Genomic DNA, 19655 nt, shown 5'->3' with positions numbered 1-19655 from the left:
CACCCGCCGGCGACAGCGTGACACAACGCTAACGGGTGAAGGAGACAGCACACATGACCGAGATCGAGAGCGTCCGTTCCGGGCACGTAGTGATCGGCGTCGATACGCACAAGCACATCCACGTCGCAGCTGTGATGGACTCGATCGGCGGGATCCTGGCGACTCTGACGATCTCGACCGACACGGCCGGCTTCAAGCAGCTATTGGAGTGGGCGGCGAGCTTCGGGAAGATCATCGCGTTCGGGATCGAGGGAACCGGCTCCTACGGGGCCGGACTCACCTCGTTCGTCCGCCGCCATGGGCACAAGGTGATCGAGGTCTCACGCCCTGACCGACGCCTACGGCGGTTGAACGGGAAGTCCGACACTCTCGACGCGGAGAACGCCGCCCGGGCCGTGCTCGCGGGGTTCGCGACCGCGGTCCCGAAGACCGCTGACGGTGTCGTCGAGATGATCCGTCAGCTGAAAGTCGCGCACGATACCGCGGTGAGAGACCGCACTGGCGCGATGATCACGCTCAAGGCGATGCTCGTCCACGCCACCGAGGATCTGCGGCGAGAGACCGCGAAGAAGACGCAGAAGATGGTCGCGAGACACTGCGCCGCGCTCCGTCCCCGCGGCCTGGAAACACCAGAGGACGCGAATCGTCACGCACTCCGGTCGATCGCGAAGCGGTGGATCGCGCTCAACGACGAGATCAAGGACCTCGAGACGCAGATCGAGCAGCTCGTCCTCCAACGCGCCCCGCACCTGCTTGATGAGTTCGGCATCGGCGTCGATACCCGCTGCAGAGATCCTCATCGTCGCCGGTGATAACCCCGAACGGATCAGAAGCGAAGCCGCGTTCGCGAAGCTCGCCGGCATCAGCCCCATTCCGACCGGTTCAGGGATGACCAGCGGGAAGCATCGCATCAACCACGGAGGACACCGTCAACTCAACGCGGCGATTTACCGGACCGTGATCGTCAGGATGCGATTCCACGAGCCGACCATCGCCTACGTCGCCCGACGCACCGCCGAAGGCAAAAGCAAGCGGGACATCATCCGCTGCCTGAAACGCTACGTGATCCGCGAGGTCTACCACCTCGTGAAAACCGACCCCCGAACCGACGAAATCATGAGTTGACAACTATAGGAGCATCAACGCCCTCGCCGAGACGGTGAACGGCTACTACAAGGCCGAACTCGTCCGCGGGCCCGCGCGTTCGGGGCCGTGGAAGACGGTCGAGGATCTCGAGCTCGCGACCCTCGGCTGGGTGCACTGGCACAACGCGCAGCGCCTCCACGGCTACCTCGGCGACGTCCCGCCCGCCGAGTTCGAGAACGCGTTCTATGCTGTCCAAGCCGACCGCGAACAGCTGGTCGGAATCAAATAGCGCGAGTCTCCATCAGACCCAGGGCGCTTCACTTGAGCAGGCTGCCGGTCTTCAGCGGAACCAGAACGAAACCCGGTCGATAGGCCCCGACAACGCGGTCCTTCACCGTCTCGCCGGTCTTCTTCACTCCGGGCTCGCGCTCGACAACGACTTCATCGAGGTACAGGTCAAAGCCGAAGGCCGTTCCGCGCATCACGATATGCGAGCCGATCTTCTTCCCTGCGGCGTCGTCCAGTTTCAGCTCGTGGACGACGGTTTCCAATGCCTCGATTCACGGATCAGCAACCCGACCAGGCTGCCGTGCCCGACCGCAGCGTCTGACCCTCCAGAGACCCGTACACGTCTGGCACATCGAGCTCGACCCCGCCTGACGGCGGGCTCGGTGGCTCACCTCTCTGACGAGAGAGGCGGTGCCGGGTGTCGGTTTCGATGCGGGTGATGGGCGCGGGCGACGGCTACACGTACCTGCTGCGCTCGGTGGCGTCGTCTGACGGCGACCGGGCGCTCTCGATGCCGCTGACCCGGTACTACGCCGAGCAAGGCACGCCGCCGGGCCGCTGGGTGGGCGGCGGGCTCGCGGCGCTCGGGGAGGGTGAGATTCACGAGGGCGCGCCGGTCTCGGAGGCGCAGCTCCAGCTTCTGCTGGGGATGGGGCGCGACCCGGTGACGGGCGATCCGCTGGGGAAGGCGTATCCGGTGTTCCCGAGCGTGGAGGATCGGATCACGGCCCGCATCTCGCGGCTCGATCCGGCGTTGGGCGCGGATCAGCGGGCCGAGGCCGTTGTGGTGATCGAGGCGGAGGAGGCGATGCGCACCTCGCGGCGGGCGGTCGCCGGGTACGACTTCACGTTCTCGCTGCCGAAGTCCGCGTCGGTGCTGTGGGCGGTTGCGGACGCAACGACGCAGGCGCGGATCGCGGAGGCCCACCATGCCGCGGTTGCGGAGGTGGTTGCGTTCATGGAGCGCGAGCTTGCAGCGACGCGCTCCGGCGCAACGTCCCGCGGGGGAGCTGTTGCACAGGTCGAGGTGACCGGGCTCATCGCTACCGCGTTCGATCATTTCGACTCGCGGGCGGGCGATCCGCAGTTGCACACGCATGTTGTCGTGAGCAACAAGGTGCGCACCCTGTTCGACGACAAGTGGCGGTCGCTGGACAGCCGGCCTCTGCACGCTGCGACCGCGGCGGTCAGCGAGCTGCACACCGCGGTCTTCGCCGATCACCTGGCCCGTGCGCTCGGCCTCGGGTGGGAGCGGCGTGAGCGGGGCGCGGATCGCAACCCGGTGTGGGCGGTCGCCACGGTGCCCGAGGAGCTGGTCGCCGAGTTCTCGTCCCGGTCGCGGCACATCGACATCGAGAAGGACCGGCTGATTGCCGAGTACGAGGCCACGCACGGGCACGCGCCGTCGCGGGAGACGATCATCCGGCTGCGTCAGCAGGCGACGCTGGCGACCCGGCCCGACAAGGAAGTCCGCCCGCTGGCGGAACTCACTCAGGAGTGGCGCACGCGCGCCAGCAGCCTATTCGGGCAGGACGCGACCGCGTGGGCGCGCCAAGCCGCCGCCGGTGGCCCTGTTGAGCTGCTGCACGCCGAGGACGTGCCGCTCGATGTGATCGCTCAGCTCGGCGCGTCGGTGGTTGCCGTGGTTGCGGAGAAGCGCACGACGTGGGGCCATTGGAATCTCACCGCCGAGGTCGCGCGGCAGACGATGGGGTGGCGTTTCGCCGCCACGGAGGACCGCGAGGCGATCACGGGGATGATCGCTGATGCGGCAGAGCAGGTATCCATCCGGCTCACCCCGTCCGAGCTGGCATCCAGTCCTGCCGCGTTCCAGCGCGCGGACGGGACGAGCGTGTTCCGCCCGCGCAACTCCGCCCGGTTCAGCGGTGCCGCTGTGCTCGCCGCCGAAGATCGCCTGCTTGCACGCTCCCGCGATCATGTTGCGTCGCGCCTGGCCGACGCAACTATCGCGCAGGCGCTGCAACCCCGCCGCGGGCGCACGCTCGGCGACGACCAGCGCGCCGCGCTCACCGCGATTGCGTCCTCCGGTCGGATGCTCGACCTGCTCATCGGCCCCGCAGGGGCAGGCAAGACCACCGCGCTGCGGGCGTTGCGGCGTGCGTGGGAAGCCGAGCACGGGCACGGCTCGGTGGTCGGACTCGCACCGTCCGCCGTCGCTGCTGAGGTGCTGGCCGGGGATCTCGGCATCCCGACGGAGAACACCGCGAAGTGGTGGCAGACCTACCGCGACCACGGCATTGGCTTCACCGCCGGACAGCTCGTGATCGTGGACGAGGCATCCCTCGCCGGGACCCTCGCACTCGACCGGCTCGTGCGCGTCGCGGCCGATGCCGGGGCGAAGGTGCTGCTCGTGGGCGACACCGCGCAACTGCAATCCGTGGACGCCGGGGGAGCGTTCGGGCTGCTCGTCGCCGACCGCGACGACGTGCCCGCGCTGACCGACGTGCGCCGCATCCGAGCGGCATGGGAGAAGGCATCCACGCTCGACCTCCGCCGCGGGCGCATCGAGGCAATCGACGCCTACGAAGCCCACGGGCGCATCCGAGCGGGGAAGGCCGAGCGCATGGCTGATGCCGCCTACGCTGCGTGGCAGCGCGATCGCGCCGCAGGACTGGCGAGCATCCTCATCGCCGAGTCGAGCGCGATGGTCACTACCCTGAACCAGCGCGCACGCGCCGACCTCATCCTCGCCGGGCAGGTCGACGCGCGCGCCGAGGTGCGGCTGCATGACGATACCGAGGCGGCCCTGGGGGACGCGATCATCACCCGCCGCAACGACCGCGAGCTGCGCATTGGCCGCGGCTGGGTGCGCAACGGCAGTCGATGGACGATCACCGCCGTCGGCAGCGACGGGTCGCTGCGGGTGCGTCCCGCCGGACGGCGCTGGGGTGCGACCGTGCGGCTCCCCGCCGAGTACGTCGCCGAGCACGTCGAACTCGGCTACGCCGTGACCGCGTACCGGGCGCAGGGGGTCACCGTCGACACCGGGCACACGCTTGTCGAGCCCGGCGCGACGCGCGAGAACTTCTACGTCGCCATGACCCGCGGCAAGGAGGGTAACACCGCCTACGTATCGATCAACCGCCCCGACGACGACCACATCCACCCGCCCACCCAGGACGCCGCCGCAGTCGCGGCGCGCAAGGTGCTCGCCGGGGTGCTCCAGCACGTCGGCGCAGAATTCTCCGCCCGCCAGATGATCGCCGCCGAGCAGGACGCCTGGGGCTCGGTCGGCCAGCTCGCCGCCGAGTACGAGACCATCGCCGCCGCCGCGCAGCAGCCGAGATGGGAAGCCCTCGTGCGCGCCACCCGACTCACCGAGGCCGAAGCCGACGCCGCCATTGGATCGACCGCGTTCGGTGTGCTCGGTGCCGAGCTACGCCGCGCCGAGGCGGACGGGTACGACGCGGAGCGCCTGCTTCGCGCGCTCGTCGCTTCGCGCCCGCTCGACGACGCGGGCGACGTGGCCGCGGTGCTCCACGAACGGGTGATCCGAGCCCTCGGCCGAGCGGACGGTGCCGGGCGCGTGCGCCAGGCCGCCACACCTATCGCCGGACTCATCACTCCGGCTCTCGGCACGATGGACGACGACATGCGCGCCGCGCTCCGCGAACGCGCCGCACTCATCGAGCAGCGCGCCGATGCACTCGTCGCCGAAGCGGTTGGGGCGTCTGAGGCATGGGCCGCGGAACTCGGCCCAAAGCCCGCCGATCCGCAGCTTGCCGCGATATGGCGACGCGAGGCGCGCACCGTCGCGGCCTACCGCGACACCTACGGCATCACCGAGACCAGCGCGCTCGGACTCATCGGCGACGACGCCCGGCAGCGCACAGACGCCATGCGAGCACGCGCCGCGATCCTGCGCGCACAACAGCTCGCGGCACGCGCAGCAGAACCGGAGTCCACGGTCAGCGCAGTCGGGGTATCCGCGCCACGCCTGTAGCTGCCCTTCCGTGTGTCCGAGGTCAGGCGTACCCTGGGTGTCGAGGTAGTAGCCACGATTTCTAGGTCGCTTGCGACGGTCCTCTCGGGACGCTCACCACATGATCTATCTCCTCGGCGGAGCTACGCACCCTCTCAGGAGGCGGACATCATGCTCCGACTGCTCTGGAATCTCAGCATCCGGGTTCGGCTGTTCCTGCGGACGTACATGCCGACGAACATCCTGCTCAGCGCGCTGCGCACGCGCCGCGGACTGAAGTGGGGCGTGCCCGCAATGCTCATCGCCGTGCCGTATCTGCTCGGCGCGTGGCTGCTGACCGTCTGGATCGCCGACGGCGGGCCGGGGTGGCTGAACCTGCTCGTGCTGCTGTTCATCTGGAACGCACTGAAGTTCGTCGTCAACGGGCCGATCACGCTCGTCGTCCTGATCCGGGCTCGCCTCACCGAGCGGCGCGACCGCCGAATCGTTGAGCGCGAGTCGGCGGCTTACGCGGCGGGCGGCGACCTTCCCGTTCTCGCCGCGACGCGACTCTGACCCGGACGCATCGGGATCGCCAACGGCACTGCAAGAGCGGCCCCGCGCGCTGTCCGAAAACCTGTCCGTTTACTCCCCGTAGCCGTCCGTAAACGTCCAGAGGTAGACTGAGCCCCAGACGGCATCTGCCGCCTGGGGCTCAGTAAATTGCTGGTCTCAAGAACCGGAAGTGTGGCTCTGAGGGCCTCCCGGAATCAGACCCCGAAGTACAGCTCGTACTCGAACGGGTGAGGACGGGCGTTGATCGGCTGGATCTCGTTCTCGAACTTGTACTCGATCCAGGTCTCGATGAGCTCGGGCGTGAACACGTTGCCACGGAGCAGGAACTCGTGGTCGGCGCGCAGGGCGTCGAGCGAGTCCAGCAGCGAGTTCGGCACCTGCGGGATGAGCTTGGCCTCCTCGGGGGGCAGCTCGTAGAGGTCCTTGTCGACGGGCTCGTGCGGCTCGATGCGGTTGATGATGCCGTCGATGCCGGCCATCAACTGCGCAGCGAACGCGAGGTACGGGTTACCCGAGGAGTCGGGGGCGCGGAACTCGAGGCGCTTGGCCTTCGGGTTGGATCCGGTGATCGGGATGCGCACAGCTGCCGAACGGTTACCGGCCGAGTACACCAGGTTGACCGGAGCCTCGTAGCCCTTGACCAGACGCTTGTAGGAGTTGAGCGTCGGGTTGGTGAATGCGAGAACAGCCGGAGCGTGGGCGAGCAGGCCACCGATGTACCACCGAGCGGTGTCGGAGAGCTGTGCGTAGCCGGCCTCGTCGTAGAAAAGGGGCTTGCCCTCGAGCCACAGCGACTGATGGGTGTGCATACCCGAGCCGTTGTCGCCGAACAGCGGCTTGGGCATGAAGGTCGCAACCTTGCCCCACTGCTCAGCCACGTTCTTGACGATGTACTTGAACTTCAAGATGTCGTCGGCGGCGTGAACCATCGTGTCGAACTTGTAGTTGATTTCCTGCTGGCCACCGGTACCGACCTCGTGGTGGGCGCGCTCAAGCTCGAGGCCCGACTCGATCAGCCGCAGCGAGATGTCGTCACGCAGGTCAGCCGTCTTGTCGACGGGGGAGACGGGGAAGTAGCCGCCCTTGTACGGGGTCTTGTTTCCGAGGTTGCCGCCCTCTTCTTCGCGGCCCGTGTTCCAGGCACCTTCGGAGGAGTCCACGGAGTAGAAGCTAGAGTTCTGCTTCACCTCGTAGCGCACGTCGTCGAAGATGTAGAACTCAGCCTCCGGTGCAAAGTACGCGGTGTCCGCGATGCCGGTTGAGGCGAGGAACTTCTCTGCCTTCTTCGCGACCTGGCGCGGGTCCTTGTGGTAGATCTCGCCGGTGCGCGGGTTGTAGATGTCGAAGACCATGATCAGCGTCTTGGCGTCGCGGAACGGGTCGAGGTACGCCGTGGTGACATCCGGAATGAGCTGCATGTCCGACTCGTGGATGTTCGCGAATCCGCGGATCGAGGATCCATCGAACAGCTGGCCGACGGTGAAGAAGTCCTCGTCGACGGTGGATGCCGGAATGTTGAAGTGCTGCTGCACACCGGGGAGATCCGTGAAACGGATGTCGAGGAACTTGACGTCCTCGTCCTTGATGAACTTCAGCACCTCAGATGAATCTTTGAACATGAAGACTCCAGAGGTAGGGCGTGGTGATACCCGTGTCGGGTTTCCCAAAACGGTAGTCGGCAGGGATTGCCCTGCCGTGTCCCTATTGTTTCGGGCATGTTACGAGCCTGTCGAATCGACTCGCCCAGGTAGGCTCGTTCGGTGACCTCAGTTGCCCAGGACTACCCCGGCAAACGGCTCGGACTTCCGGAGTCTGGGCCCGGATCGATGGGTCGACTCGGTCGCCGAGTCGGTGCACTGTGCATCGACTACGGCGCGGCGTACCTGATTTCCGGGTTCTTCGGATGGGACCCGCTCGCCATTCTGGGAATCTTCGCGCTCATTCAGATCGCCTTCCTGCCGACGCTGCAGGGCAGCCCCGGTCACCGGATCTTCGGGTTGACGCTCCAGCGCGTAGACGGGGGCTGGGTCGGCCTGTGGCGACCGGTGATTCGCACGCTGCTGTTGATCGTTGTGATCCCGGCAGTGATCTGGGATGCCGATCAGCGAGGGCTGCACGACAAGGCTGCCGGCACGGTTCTGCTTCGCAGCCGCTGAGGCGGGGGCACGTCCGTGGGATCGACGCTCCGCGGGCTGTCAGGGATCAGCGCGGACGCGGTGCCCTGACCTTGGTCGGGTCGATGCCCTTCGGAATCGGAAGCGACGTCAGCGACTGTGAAACCGAGTCAACTCGCTTGATGACGGCGGCCATCGTTGCGCGGTCGATCTTCTTGGGGAGCTTCTTGATCCGAGTCGCGAGCTGCGAGATCGGCACATCGTCATCACCGTGCCCGACGTAGATCACCGTCAGCGGTACACCGGATGCCACACGCTGAACCTTCTGACGCTCGTCGTTGACCAGCCGAGTCAGTCGTCCGCGTGAACCCTCGCCAATGATGACGACGCCGCCGCGACCAATGACGCGATAAACCGCTTCCTGCGTCTTGGGGTTGACGCCCACGGGGTTCTCGTTAGCCTGCCACGAACGGCCGAGTGAGGTGGAGATCACGTGGCCGGTGGCCCCGGGGACGCCGTCGATGCGCTTGTACATCGCGCGTGTCGACAGTCGCGTCGTCAGGGTCAGGCCCATCAGCACGCCGAAGAGAAGCCCGGTGACACCCCAGAGGATGATGCTCCAGACCGCGACCGGCGGGATGAGGAACCCGACTCCGACGCCGAGGGCGGCGCCTGCGAGCACGACACCGACGAGCATCCAGGGAAGACCGCGGTAGGTCTGCTGCGTGAACGTATACAGGGTACGAAGCTGCGAGAAGAAGCCGGGCCTTTTCTCCGGTGAGGACGCGCGTGCTGCCATCCCTCCAGCGTACCCGGGCGGGAAGTGCCGTATGCATTGCTGCGTACGGCAGCCGATCCCCGAGCGCTCTCCTCCCCAGGCCATGCTTGGGCTCGTCAGTCCCCGCACCGGATGGGCCTTGGCTGGGCCGCCGCCGCTTCCGCTCAGGCTGGGGGCATGAGTGATGCAATGCCCGGGTGGGCGGATGATCCGTTCTTGATCGCCTTCACCCCGCTCCGCCGCGTCACGACGAGAGAGTCGCCGTACGCGGGAACGCTGGTACGCAGCCCGGCGGGAGTGCACCTTCTGATCGATCCAGAACAGGTGCCCGGTGGCGAGCTCTTCTGGACGCCTCAGGATGACACGCACGTGCTCCGAGCGCTGGATGTCGTCCACATGGGCACCTCGCGCTCTGACGCAGCAGCGGGCGCGCTCGTCGAAGCGTGCCGCGAGCCCCTCGAGACGTACCTCGCGGTTCGCGACAGTCTGAGGTCGCCTGTCACGGAACCCGAATGCGCCACCATCATGATCAGCCTTCTGCGCGGAGCGAACGAGCTGCGCGCTGAAGCCCGGAACGACCCTGGCGGAGGATGGTGGCTGTCGGGCTCGGCCAGGCCGGTCTTCGCGCTCTCGCCCGGTGCTGAGCCCGCTCGCGAGAGCGCATGCCGCATCCTGAATCGACTACCGCTCGATGATGCCCGGGGAGGTTCCGTGCGGGATGCCATCGTGGCGCTCTTGCGGACCGATGACGTTCGGGCGGGCGGCATCGACGCTTGTGAGCGCGCGGTGTTCGAGTGGGTGGAGCCAGGGCCCCTTCGCCCGTCTTCCGAGGCCCCGGCCGCCGTACGGCTGACGCCGAGCCCCGCATCCGTCGAACCGCCGCCGCGGGCGGGGGACGGGGGTGCAGCGCCGGATGAGCCCGGTGCATTCGATCGGCTTGTGCGCGGTGGCGATGGCCGGTGGCAGGAGACTCTTGCCGACGTCGCTGCCTCGGCGCGCGGCGCCATGCGGTCATTCCGGCGTCGGCCGACATCGGAGCGCCCCGTCCGGCGTGGCCGACTCCTGATTGCCGCCGCGGCCGTCGGCGCGGTCTTGGCTATCGCTTTCACGGTCCTGGCTCCCGATGCGCGGAGCGCGCCAGAGGAGGGCGCGCCTACCGGTGAGGCCGCTATCGCACCGGATGCCGGAGTGGATGCCTCGTCTGAATCCCGTGTTCAGGACGACCAGCCGGATCTACCGCGTGCGGCGGGCGTGATCCTCGACGCCTTGTCGACGTGCGCCGGGGATGCCGCGTGCGTGCAGACGATCGCCGAACGTGCGGATGTGACGTCCGCGGCCGGAGCTGCCACAGCCCCCGCCACGCTTCGAACCCTGCACGTGGTTGACGAATACGGGGACGTCGCGGTCATCCGCGCCGAGGCAGACGGTTACCCGCCCCAGCTCGTTGTGATTGCGCGGCATGACGACCGATGGCTGCTGCGCGAGGTTCTCGACCTCGCACAGCAGCCATCGTCGTAGCGGTGATACGTTCCTCCGGGCTCGACGCCGATCCGTCAGATACCGAGGTCGCCGGCGAAGTCTGCCTCTTCGAGGCGGGCCTTCACGGCGCCGAGGAAGCGTGCAGCATCCGCACCGTCGATGATCCGGTGGTCGTATGACAGTGCCAGGTAAACGTACGAGCGGACCGAGATCGCATCCTTGCCATCAACCTGCACGACACCGGGGCGCTTGACGACGGTGCCGGTCCCGAGGATCGCTGACTGCGGCAGGAAGACGACCGGCGTGTCGAAGAGCGCGCCTCGGGAGCCGGTGTTGGTGAGCGTGAACGTGCCGCCTGCCAGCTCATCGGGCTTGAGCTTGTTCTCGCGCGTGCGCGCCGCGAGGTCAGCGATCTCGTGCGCGATCTGAGCCAGGTTCTTCGTCGCAGCATCCCGCAGTACCGGCGTGAGCAGGCCCCGCTCGGTGTCGACGGCGATCGAGAGGTTCTCGCTTGCCGGGTACACGATCGAGCCCTCGTCGACCGTGGCATTGATCACGGGGTACGCCTGCAGGGCCTCAGCGGCTGCCAGCGCGAAGAAGGGGAGGAACGACAACTTGTCGCCAGTCTTCTTCTGGAAGTCGCCCTTCACCGCATCCCGGAACGCCGCGACCTTGGTGATGTCGACCTCGACGACCGTGGTCAGTTGAGCTGTCGACTGCATCGACGCGACAGCGCGCTCGGAGAGAACCTTGCGCAGACGCGACATCGGTTGCGTGGTCCCGCGCAGCTCCGAAACCTCGCGTTCAGAACGCTTGGGCGCCTCGCTCGCGGCCGCGGGAGTTGCCGCCGACTCGGCAGCTGCCAGGACGTCCTCCTTGCGGATCCGCCCTCCAACGCCTGTCCCCTTGACGTTCGAGAGGTCGACGCCCTTCTCCTGCGCGAGCTTGCGCACGAGCGGGGTCACATAGGTCTTGCTGTCGCCGTCAGCCTCAGAGCCGGACTCGGTTGCAGCTGCCTCGGTCACCTCGGACGAGGTCGCGGGGGTCTGCGCGGTCTGGCTCGGCTCTGCCGGCTTCTGTGGCTCAGCTGCCGGCTTCTCTGACTCGGCAGCAGGCTTCTCGGGTTCCGGGGCACTCTGCTCGGGCTCAGACTCCGGCTTCGGCTCTTCGGCGGGCGCGGGCTCAGGAGCTGACTGCTGCGGGGCGCCGTCCCCGATGCGGGCGAGCGTCGCGCCGACCGAGACTGTCTCGTCTTCCTGCACCAGGATCTCCTGCAGCGTCCCCGCGACAGGGGACGGGATCTCGGTGTCGACCTTGTCGGTGGAGATCTCCAGTAGTGGCTCATCGACCTCGACCGTGTCACCGACGGCCTTCAGCCAGCGGGTCACTGTGCCTTCCGTCACGCTTTCGCCGAGTTCGGGGAGGACGACGTCCTTGCCCCCACCGGACGGGGCAGTCTGTGCCTCGGGGGCAGGCGCGGGCGCAGGCTCTGGGGCCGGCTCGGGCTGCGGCTCCGGCTCGGCCTCCTGGGGCGCCTCATCCTGGGGGGCCTCCTCGGCGGGAGACTCCGACGACGGTGCTGACGAGCCATCACCGATCTTGGCGAGGACTGCACCAACCTCGACGGTCTCGTCCTCGTCCACGAGGATCTCCTCGATCACGCCCGAAACGGGGGAGGGGATCTCGGTGTCGACCTTGTCGGTCGAGATCTCGAGAAGCCCTTCATCGGCCTGAACTGTGTCTCCCACCTTCTTGAGCCAGCGGGTCACCGTTCCCTCCGTAACACTCTCGCCGAGTGCGGGGAGGACCACGGAAGTGCTCATGAGTTTGTCTCCTTCAGAATGCCGATGTCTTTTCCAGCTTAGTGATTCTGCGGGTGCGGTCGTCAGATCGCGTGCAGCGGTTTGCCCGAGAGCAGCAGGAGCGCCTCGCCCAGCGCCTCGCTCTGTGTCGGATGGGCGTGAATGAGCGGAGCGACATCTTCCGGATGCGCGTCCCACCCCACGAGCAACTGCCCCTCGGTGATCAGTTCGCCGACCCGATCTCCGACGAGATGCACGCCGAGAACGGGACCTTCGCGACGGCGCACGACCCGCGCGAACCCGGATGTTCCCAAGATCTCGCTCTTGGCGTTCGCGGCCAGCGGGATCTCGGCGGTCTCGACAGCGTCTTCGCCGAAGCGTTCGATCGCGGCAGCCGTCGTGAGGCCCACCGACGCGACTTCGGGACTGGAGTATGCAACGCGGGGCACTACCTCGTCCGCTAGCGGGGCAACGGCGAGCCCCGCTATCCGCTCCGCCACCGCGATGCCGTGAGCGAACCCGCGATGGGCAAGTTGCGGGCCCCGGACGATGTCGCCCACCGCCCAGACGTGCGGCGCGCTCGTGCGCAGCTCGGCATCCGTCACGACGAAACCGGCGTTGAGTTCCACGCCAGCATCCTCGAAGCCGAGATCTGCGGTCGCAGGTATGCGGCCCGCGGCGACGAGGGCGTAGTCGGCGGTGCGCGTCGAACCATCCGACAACGTCACAGTGACCTGATCCTCGCCGGCATCGACGCCGGTGCACGATAATCCGAAGCTCGCCGCGATCCCGCGCTTGCGGAACGCTCGGAGCAGTGCGGCACTGCTGGCCTCGTCCTCGGAGGGAAGCAAGCGTGCCAGCGGCTCGATGATCGTGACCTCGGCGCCAAATGAACGCCAGATACTGGCGAACTCGACACCGATGACGCCGCCGCCCAGGATCACGACCGATGACGGCACCTCGTCGAGTTCCAGCGCGGTGTCGCTGCTCAACACTCTTCCGCCGAGCGGCACGTCCGCAAGCTCGCGGGTGCGTCCCCCCGTCGCGAGGACGATGTCGGATGCCGACAGGACGCGTTCGCCGACGCGCACCCGTCGATCAGCTTCGAGGTAGCCGTCACCGGTGATCGTCACGACTCCGCGTGCGGCGAGAAGTCCTGTGAGGCCCGCGTGTTTCTTACTGACGATCTTGCGCCGGTAGTCGTGGACCGCAGCAATATCGATGGCCTCAAAGCTCGCGCTGACGCCGTGATGGGCAGCGTTGCGCACGACATCGGCAACCTCACCAGAGTGCAGCAGGGCTTTCGTGGGAACGCAACCGCGATGAAGGCAGGTTCCACCGACCTGGTCTCTTTCAACCAGAGCGACGGTCCGTCCGAGCTCCCGGGCGCGCAGCGCCGCCGCATAGCCCCCGGAGCCGCCGCCGAGGACGATGATGTCGAAGCCGTCCTCGCTCATCGGCGCGCCTCGCTGAGCACGAACTCGATGAGGCTGCGGGTCGTCGCGGCGGTCGGTCCCTTGTCGGTGAAGCCGAACGCTGCCCCCTTGTTCATGCCGACGCCGGCGATGTCGAGGTGAACCCACGGGATGCGCGCTTCGTTGCCGTCGGCTTCGCCGCGTGTGCCGACGAAGTGACGAAGGAACAGCCCTGCGAAGAGAGATCCACCCGCGGGATCGCCGACCTTCGCGTTGCGGAGATCCGCGATAGGCGAGTCGAGTTCATCCACCATGTGGTCGGGAAGCGGCATCTGCCAGGCGAGTTCGTTGACGCGATCGGCGGCTGCGAGGTATCGCGCGACGGCGTCGTCATCTCCCATGACGCCTGCGTGTCGCGTTCCCAGTGCCGTGGTGATCGCACCCGTGAGGGTTGCGACGTCGACGATGAGGTCGGGATGCTCGCGGCTGGCGGCGACCAGTCCGTCTGCGAGGACGAGCCGACCCTCGGCATCCGTGTTCAGGACCTCGACCGTCGTGCCGTCGGCGATGCGAAGCACATCGCCCGGGCGGGTCGCAGTCCCCGAGGGCATGTTCTCGGCCAGGCACAGCCACGCCGAGACTCGCACGGAAGCGCCGATCCCGGCAACGGCGCGAAGCACAGCAAGCACGGTTGCAGCTCCGCACATGTCGTACTTCATGTCGATCATTCCGGCGGCGGGTTTGAGCGAAAGCCCACCCGAATCGAAGGTGATGCCCTTGCCGACCAGAGCCACATGGCGCGTCGCGCCGTCCGGCGCATACTCGGCGCGTACGAGGCGCGGGGGGCGCGCCGAGCCGCGGCCGACACCGAGGATGCCGCCGAACCCGCCCGTTTCCAGTTCGGTCTCGTCCCACACCCGGACTGTGGCCGGGAGCTCACGCAGCAGGTCGCTGGTCGCCTGGGCCATATCGGCAGGGCCGAGAGCGTCGGCAGGGGTCGTCACGAGGTCCTTCACCAGCGCGACTGCCTCGATGACGGCGCGGACCCGAGCCACATCCGCTGGCGAAACCGCCGCGGCGGTGTGAACGACGACGCGGGTAGCACGCGGCTTGGGCGGCTCCTTCTTGAAGCTGGCGAAGCTGTAGGCGCCGAGCCCTGCACCCTCGGCTGCTGCAAGCGCCGTGTCTGCTGCCTCATGGAAGGGCAGAGCGACAGCGACCGACGCGAACCCGGTGAGGGTGCGGCATCCGATACCGACGGCGTTGCGAACTGACGCGGCGTCTCGCCCCGCGCCGCTACCGACCACGGCGACGGGCTTGGCGAAGAGCTGCGGAGCCGCCACGCGAGCGTACGACCCGGACGAGCCGGTGAACCCGATCGACTCCAGGCTCTCGCGCAAACCGGGAAGCGACTCCCACTCGTCGTCAGTGGTTGCAGAAACAAGAGGGACGACCATCACCACCGCGTCTGCGTCGTGTTCGGTAACCGGGGCTTCGCTGAAATCGACGACAGGACTGGCCATGCATTCATCCTAGGTCGGGGGTGTTCGCTCTGAGCGGCACGCGTCGGGGCGGTCGCCGCGACCACGCGCCTAGCATGGAGGCATGACTTTGTCGGTACCCGTCTATCACCGCGTCGCCAGCGCTCCGCCGGTGCCCGCGGGTCTGCCGCTCGTGATCGCGCTCACCGGGTTCACCGACGCTGGCTCCGCCGTGAGTCGGATCGTCACGTATGTGAGGGAAGACCTGGAGCCGACCCCGATCGCGGTTTTCGAGAACGACATCCTTCTCGATTACCGTGCCCGTCGCCCGGTCATCTCCTTCGAGCACGACCACCTCACTGACTATCGTCCTCCTCGGCTGGAGCTCTCTCTCGTCCACGACGCGCTGGGTCAACCGTTCGTCGCGCTCACGGGATACGAGCCGGACTTTGCGTGGGACTCGTTCACGGCAGCGGTCCTTGACCTCGCCGCGGAACTCGACGTGTCGAGCGTCACGTGGGTGCATGCGATTCCGATGCCCGTGCCTCACACGCGCCCGTTGGGAACCACGGTGAGCGGCACCCGGACGGAACTGACGGCGGCTCACTCGGTATGGCAGCCCGAGACACAGGTGCCTGCGACTGTCGGCCACCTTCTGGAGTATCGCTTTGCCGAGACCGCTGCGGATGTCGCGGGTTTCGTGCTTCTCGTGCCTCACTATCTCGCCGACACGCAATATCCGGCAGCAGCTCTCGCTGCGCTGGACAGCGTGACGGTTGCCACCGGACTGGTCTTCGCGGGAGACGAGCTCCGCGAAGAGAACCGGGAGTATCTCGAGAAGGTGCAGGAGCAGGTTGGTGGCAGCGACGAGCTGCAGCGAATGATCGAGACTCTCGAAGAGCGCTATGACGCCTACATGGCTGGGGCCACGAACGCGACGCCGATCATCCACACCGGTGACCTGCCGACCGCGGACGAGATTGCCGCGGAATTGGAGCGCTATCTCGCGACCCGGCCCGCCGGCGACGACGACAAGGGCTGATCGCCACCTGGGCGACTGGAATAGGTAACGCCTCAGAGAGGTTGTGCTGGGTATCCGTTCGCGTGGCCAGGGGAGTAGGCCAGGAATCGCGCACGGAGTATGAGACAATGGTGGTTCGACCCATTGTCACCCGCGACCGTCACACGCCGCGGGACTTGACAAGGGTCTTACTAGCGTCCGAAACCAACAGCGCGGCAATCAGATCGCCGTGCGCTGAGAGGCGAAACGTGACCGCAAGCACGACATCCACCCGTACGCGCGCTAAGAAGGCCGACGCGGACGAGCTGGCGCCCGAGATCGAGAGCGACGACGAAGTCGCCACGACTCCTGCCAGCAAGCGTCCCGCCGCCAAGAAGCGTAGCGGCGCCGCGGGTGCGAAGGCCAGCACCAAGAAGACATCCAAGAAGAGCGCGGATGACGACGAGGTCGACGAGGATGAAGAACTCGCCGAGGCTGACGTGGACGGCGACGATGAGGGCGAAGATGACGACTCTTCGGACTCGGAATCGTCCGATGACGCTTCCGACGCGCCGGCCGCGAAGGATGCCTCCGACGACGGCGACGACTCGGACGACGACGAAACGTCCGGCAAGCCGGTGTTCACCGAGCCGCTCCCCAGCGGCGCCATCGTCATCACGTCGAACGACGAGGATGACGTCCCGATCTACTCGACGCAGATCACCGGTGCGACAGCTGACCCGGTCAAGGACTACCTGAAGCAGATCGGTAAGGTTCCGCTGCTGAATGCGGCCGAAGAGGTCGAGCTCGCTATGCGGATCGAGGCGGGTTTGTTCGCCGAAGAGAAGCTCTCGAACATGACGCCCGCCGAGAAGTCCAGCCAGCTCGGTTTGGACCTGCAGTGGATCGCGCGCGATGGTCAGCGCGCCAAGAGCCACCTGTTGGGTGCGAACCTGCGTCTGGTCGTCTCGCTCGCCAAGCGCTACACGGGTCGCGGGATGCAGTTCCTCGACCTCATCCAGGAGGGCAACCTCGGCCTCATCCGAGCTGTTGAGAAGTTCGACTACACCAAGGGCTTCAAATTCTCGACCTATGCGACGTGGTGGATTCGTCAGGCGATCACCCGCGCCATGGCGGACCAGGCGCGCACCATCCGTATCCCGGTACACATGGTCGAAGTCATCAACAAGCTCGCCCGCGTCCAGCGTCAGATGCTGCAGGACCTGGGTCGCGAACCCACCCCCGAAGAGCTCAGCCGCGAACTGGACATGACCCCCGAGAAGGTCATCGAAGTTCAGAAGTATGGCCGTGAGCCGATCTCGCTGCACACGCCACTCGGTGAGGACGGTGACAGCGAGTTCGGTGACCTCATCGAGGACACCGAGGCTGTTGTTCCTGCCGACGCGGTCGGGTTCACGATGCTGCAGCGCCAGCTGGAGTCTCTCCTCGACTCCTTGTCGGAGCGAGAGGCCGGCGTCATCCGGATGCGTTTCGGACTCGGCGACGGTCAGCCCAAGACGCTCGACCAGATCGGCGACACGTTCGGTGTGACCCGTGAGCGGATCCGCCAAATCGAGTCGAAGACGATGGCCAAGCTTCGCCACCCGTCGCGGTCGCAGTCGCTGCGGGACTATCTGGAATGACCGGCGTCGCCAACGAGGGGAAGGCGCTCGAAGTCGATATCGACGGCGCGCGCTATCGACGGATTCCGATCCGCACGCGGGTGGTCATGCCCGGCGATGATCTCGATGACATCATCCGCGAATACGCCCTCGAGCACGCTGCCGCCGGCGACACGCTGTTCGTCACCGAGAAGATCGTCGCGATCACACAGGGCCGCTCGTACGCGGTTTCGGACATTCAGCCGCGCAAGCTGGCCCGATTCCTGGCGCGCTACGTGACCCGAACTCCGTACGGGATCGGACTCGGAATGCCCGAGACGATGGAAATGGCGCTGCGCGAGTGCGGCACACCCCGCATCCTGTTCGCGGCGGCAGTCTCCGCGGTCACGAAGGCGTTTGGGCGCTCCGGCGACTTCTACCGGATCGCCGGCGACCGTGCCCGCGCCATCGACGGCCCGACGAGCGGAACCATCCCGCCCTACAACAGCGCCGTCGTGCTGGGCCCGGAGCGTCCCCGAGAGGTAGCTCAGCATCTGAAGACGCTGCTGGCGCCGGGCGTCGAGGTCGCGGTGGTCGACATCAACGACCTCGGCGGGAACATCCTCGGGTCGACCCTTTCGAAGACCGACGAGAAGACGCTGCTCGCTGTGCTTCGCGACAACCCGCTGGGCCAAGGCCACCAGTCCACGCCGCTCGGGATCGTTCGCGCCGTCTAGCCGCCTCTCAGAAGCCGATTGCAGCCCGGTACCGGGGCTTGTGGCCGGTGCGGATGCCGGTCACGCTGGGCTTGTTCTCATAAACCCCTGCCGCCCAGTTGCCTTCGACGAGGACAGGGCCGGCGGGAGTCACGACGACATCCCACCCCACGTAACGCACCGTCGGAACGACACGTGCTACCTCATCGATGAAGGTCTTCACCTCGCCGAGCATCGGCAGAGTGAAGTCGGAGATGCGGCGTCCGGTGTCGGGGTGCAGCTCGTGCACGTTGCCGTGCGAGTCGTATCCGGCGCCGACCGCACGGCCGTCGTCGTCGAGCATCGAATAGAAGCCGCCGAAGCTCATCTGGTCGCTGACTTGTCCTCGGCCGAACTTCTGCGCCATCGCGAGGATATGTGTGCGTTCGCCGTCGAAGAAGGTCGTCACCCGGGTCGTGTTGACCGTGCCCGGGCAGAAAGCCGCAAGGTCAGGATGCTGCGTGATCACTTCTTCGGCGAGAAGCTCTCCGCGGTCGAGCAGACCCCTGTGGAACGTCGACCAGTCGGTGACGGCATCCGCCCGATAGCGGTGCACGCCGGATCCCGCTTGACCGACCGGCTCCTTGACGATGACGGTGCCGTGGCGCTCGACGAAATCGCGGAACTCGTCCGCGTTGTCGGGCGTGATCGTCATCCATTCGCGATGGAGAAACGGCGCAAAGGTCTCGTTGAACGTGATCTTGTTGTGGAACTGGGAACGGTGGCGCGGATCGTCGTATCGCTGTGACAGCTCGTTCGAAACGGGATGCGTCATATAGGTGTCCCGTTCCGCGCGGGTCAGGGTCGCGAAGTCATAGTCGACGTAGTCCTGGAATCCGACCTGACGCACGCCCGCCGACCAGAGCATGTCGGCGAGCACGGCAGGAGTCCAGCGATCGTGCTCCCGTGACGTTTCGCGCGCGCGTTGCCACAGCGACACGACGTCGATCTGTCGTGCCCGCGCGGCGCGGTAGTGCATCCGCGTCCGCGGATCAAGCGAAGCCATTCAGGGTGTGCAGGACTCGACGTGTGCTGAGGTCACTCAGCGCTGAGACGGTGCGTCTCGTCGTGCCAGCTCGTCGCAACCTCGCGCAGCTTCTCTTCGTAGCGGCGTCCGTGGTGGGCGCAGAAGAGCAGCTCGCTGCCGTTCACTTCGGCGGCGATGTAGGCCTGAGCGCCGCACGAGTCGCAGCGGTCGGCGGCGGTAAGACGGCTCTCGATGACGTCGATCTCTGCGGGGGAAAGGGTAGCCATGGTCATGCCTCCTCGGTGCGTCACTCCTGGCGGTGTCATGACATACAACCACGGGGATGTTTCGGGTATGCCGCTATTGGGTCACATTTCGCTGAGCGCGTACG

17 protein-coding genes and 1 pseudogene are annotated in these 19655 nt (G+C 66.8%); 10 read left to right on the top strand and 8 right to left on the bottom strand.

The window, feature by feature from the left end; all coding sequences use genetic code 11:
• The first annotated feature begins 53 nt into the window (after positions 1–53).
• From B3587_RS02775 to B3587_RS02765, 3 genes and pseudogenes are all read left to right on the top strand, one after another.
• Complete coding sequence (locus B3587_RS02775) at positions 54–812, top strand: IS110 family transposase (RefSeq protein ID WP_292726381.1); 759 nt, start codon at positions 54–56, stop codon at positions 810–812.
• Complete coding sequence (locus B3587_RS02770) at positions 757–1125, top strand: transposase (protein WP_292726380.1); 369 nt, start codon at positions 757–759, stop codon at positions 1123–1125. The genes B3587_RS02775 and B3587_RS02770 overlap by 56 nt, the downstream gene beginning before the upstream one ends.
• 16 nt (positions 1126–1141) lie before the next feature.
• Positions 1142–1375 (top strand): annotated as a pseudogene (locus tag B3587_RS02765) (integrase core domain-containing protein); the annotation flags it as partial.
• Positions 1376–1403: 28 nt separating this feature from the next.
• Here B3587_RS02765 and B3587_RS02760 read toward each other — a convergent pair.
• A complete protein-coding gene (locus B3587_RS02760; protein ID WP_292726378.1) occupies positions 1404–1637 on the bottom strand; it encodes a hypothetical protein in 234 nt (77 codons plus the stop codon).
• A 176-nt stretch (positions 1638–1813) separates the two neighbouring features.
• Here B3587_RS02760 and mobF point away from each other — a divergent pair, with 176 nt between their 5' ends.
• Both mobF and B3587_RS02750 read left to right on the top strand, forming a co-directional pair.
• Positions 1814–5338 carry a MobF family relaxase gene (gene mobF, locus B3587_RS02755; protein ID WP_292726376.1) on the top strand — a complete coding sequence of 1175 codons (3525 nt, stop codon included), beginning with the start codon at positions 1814–1816 and terminating at the stop codon, positions 5336–5338.
• Between the two features lie 150 nt (positions 5339–5488).
• A complete protein-coding gene (locus B3587_RS02750) occupies positions 5489–5872 on the top strand; it encodes a sulfate permease (protein WP_292726374.1) in 384 nt (127 codons plus the stop codon).
• Between the two features lie 194 nt (positions 5873–6066).
• Here B3587_RS02750 and glnA read toward each other — a convergent pair whose 3' ends face one another.
• A complete protein-coding gene (gene glnA / locus B3587_RS02745; RefSeq protein ID WP_228178865.1) occupies positions 6067–7491 on the bottom strand; it encodes a type I glutamate--ammonia ligase in 1425 nt (474 codons plus the stop codon).
• A 141-nt stretch (positions 7492–7632) separates the two neighbouring features.
• On the opposite strand from glnA, the gene B3587_RS02740 reads away from it, so the two are divergent.
• A complete protein-coding gene (locus B3587_RS02740) occupies positions 7633–8028 on the top strand; it encodes an RDD family protein (RefSeq protein WP_228178864.1) in 396 nt (131 codons plus the stop codon).
• Positions 8029–8074: 46 nt separating this feature from the next.
• Here the strand turns inward: B3587_RS02740 and B3587_RS02735 are convergent, their stop codons facing one another.
• Complete coding sequence (locus tag B3587_RS02735; protein ID WP_292726371.1) at positions 8075–8785, bottom strand: DUF4191 domain-containing protein; 711 nt, start codon at positions 8783–8785, stop codon at positions 8075–8077.
• 156 nt (positions 8786–8941) lie between these two features.
• Here B3587_RS02735 and B3587_RS02730 point away from each other — a divergent pair, with 156 nt between their 5' ends.
• A complete protein-coding gene (locus tag B3587_RS02730) occupies positions 8942–10282 on the top strand; it encodes a hypothetical protein (protein WP_292726369.1) in 1341 nt (446 codons plus the stop codon).
• A 35-nt stretch (positions 10283–10317) separates the two neighbouring features.
• On the opposite strand, the gene sucB is transcribed toward B3587_RS02730, so the two are convergent.
• The 3 genes from sucB to B3587_RS02715 all read right to left on the bottom strand — a co-directional run bounded on the left by sucB (position 10318) and on the right by B3587_RS02715 (position 14983).
• Positions 10318–12066: a 2-oxoglutarate dehydrogenase, E2 component, dihydrolipoamide succinyltransferase gene (gene sucB, locus B3587_RS02725; RefSeq protein WP_292726367.1), complete on the bottom strand. Its 1749-nt coding sequence runs from the start codon at positions 12064–12066 to the stop codon at positions 10318–10320.
• 62 nt (positions 12067–12128) lie between these two features.
• Positions 12129–13502, bottom strand: coding sequence for a dihydrolipoyl dehydrogenase (lpdA, locus tag B3587_RS02720; RefSeq protein WP_292726365.1), 1374 nt, complete (start codon positions 13500–13502; stop codon positions 12129–12131).
• The gene (locus tag B3587_RS02715; protein ID WP_292726363.1) at positions 13499–14983 is read right to left on the bottom strand and encodes a leucyl aminopeptidase; all 1485 of its coding nucleotides are present in this window, start codon (positions 14981–14983) and stop codon (positions 13499–13501) included. Before B3587_RS02715 ends, lpdA begins: the two co-directional genes overlap by 4 nt.
• 82 nt (positions 14984–15065) lie before the next feature.
• On the opposite strand from B3587_RS02715, the gene B3587_RS02710 reads away from it, so the two are divergent.
• From B3587_RS02710 to B3587_RS02700, 3 genes are all read left to right on the top strand, one after another.
• Positions 15066–15983 (top strand): proteasome assembly chaperone family protein, encoded by a 918-nt coding sequence (locus tag B3587_RS02710; protein ID WP_228178854.1) that lies wholly within the window; start codon positions 15066–15068, stop codon positions 15981–15983.
• A 227-nt stretch (positions 15984–16210) separates the two neighbouring features.
• Positions 16211–17584: an RNA polymerase sigma factor gene (locus B3587_RS02705; protein WP_292726360.1), complete on the top strand. Its 1374-nt coding sequence runs from the start codon at positions 16211–16213 to the stop codon at positions 17582–17584.
• The gene (locus B3587_RS02700) at positions 17581–18279 is read left to right on the top strand and encodes a coenzyme F420-0:L-glutamate ligase (protein WP_228178849.1); all 699 of its coding nucleotides are present in this window, start codon (positions 17581–17583) and stop codon (positions 18277–18279) included. Before B3587_RS02705 ends, B3587_RS02700 begins: the two co-directional genes overlap by 4 nt.
• Positions 18280–18286: 7 nt before the next feature.
• Here B3587_RS02700 and B3587_RS02695 read toward each other — a convergent pair whose 3' ends face one another.
• Together B3587_RS02695 and B3587_RS02690 are read right to left on the bottom strand one after the other, a co-directional pair.
• Positions 18287–19303, bottom strand: coding sequence for a sugar-transfer associated ATP-grasp domain-containing protein (locus B3587_RS02695; protein WP_292726358.1), 1017 nt, complete (start codon positions 19301–19303; stop codon positions 18287–18289).
• A 32-nt stretch (positions 19304–19335) separates the two neighbouring features.
• Entirely contained in the window at positions 19336–19551 is a 216-nt protein-coding gene (locus tag B3587_RS02690; RefSeq protein WP_374198029.1) for a DUF7455 domain-containing protein, read from the bottom strand.
• Between the last annotated feature and the right edge of the window lie 104 nt (positions 19552–19655).

Origin of the sequence: Microbacterium sp. UBA837, from assembly GCF_002296025.1 — a bacterium.
In the GTDB taxonomy this organism is placed as follows: Bacteria; Actinomycetota; Actinomycetes; order Actinomycetales; family Microbacteriaceae; genus Microbacterium.
Note: the sequence above shows the minus strand (reverse complement) of the source record. Positions and strands in the feature narration are given on the sequence as shown.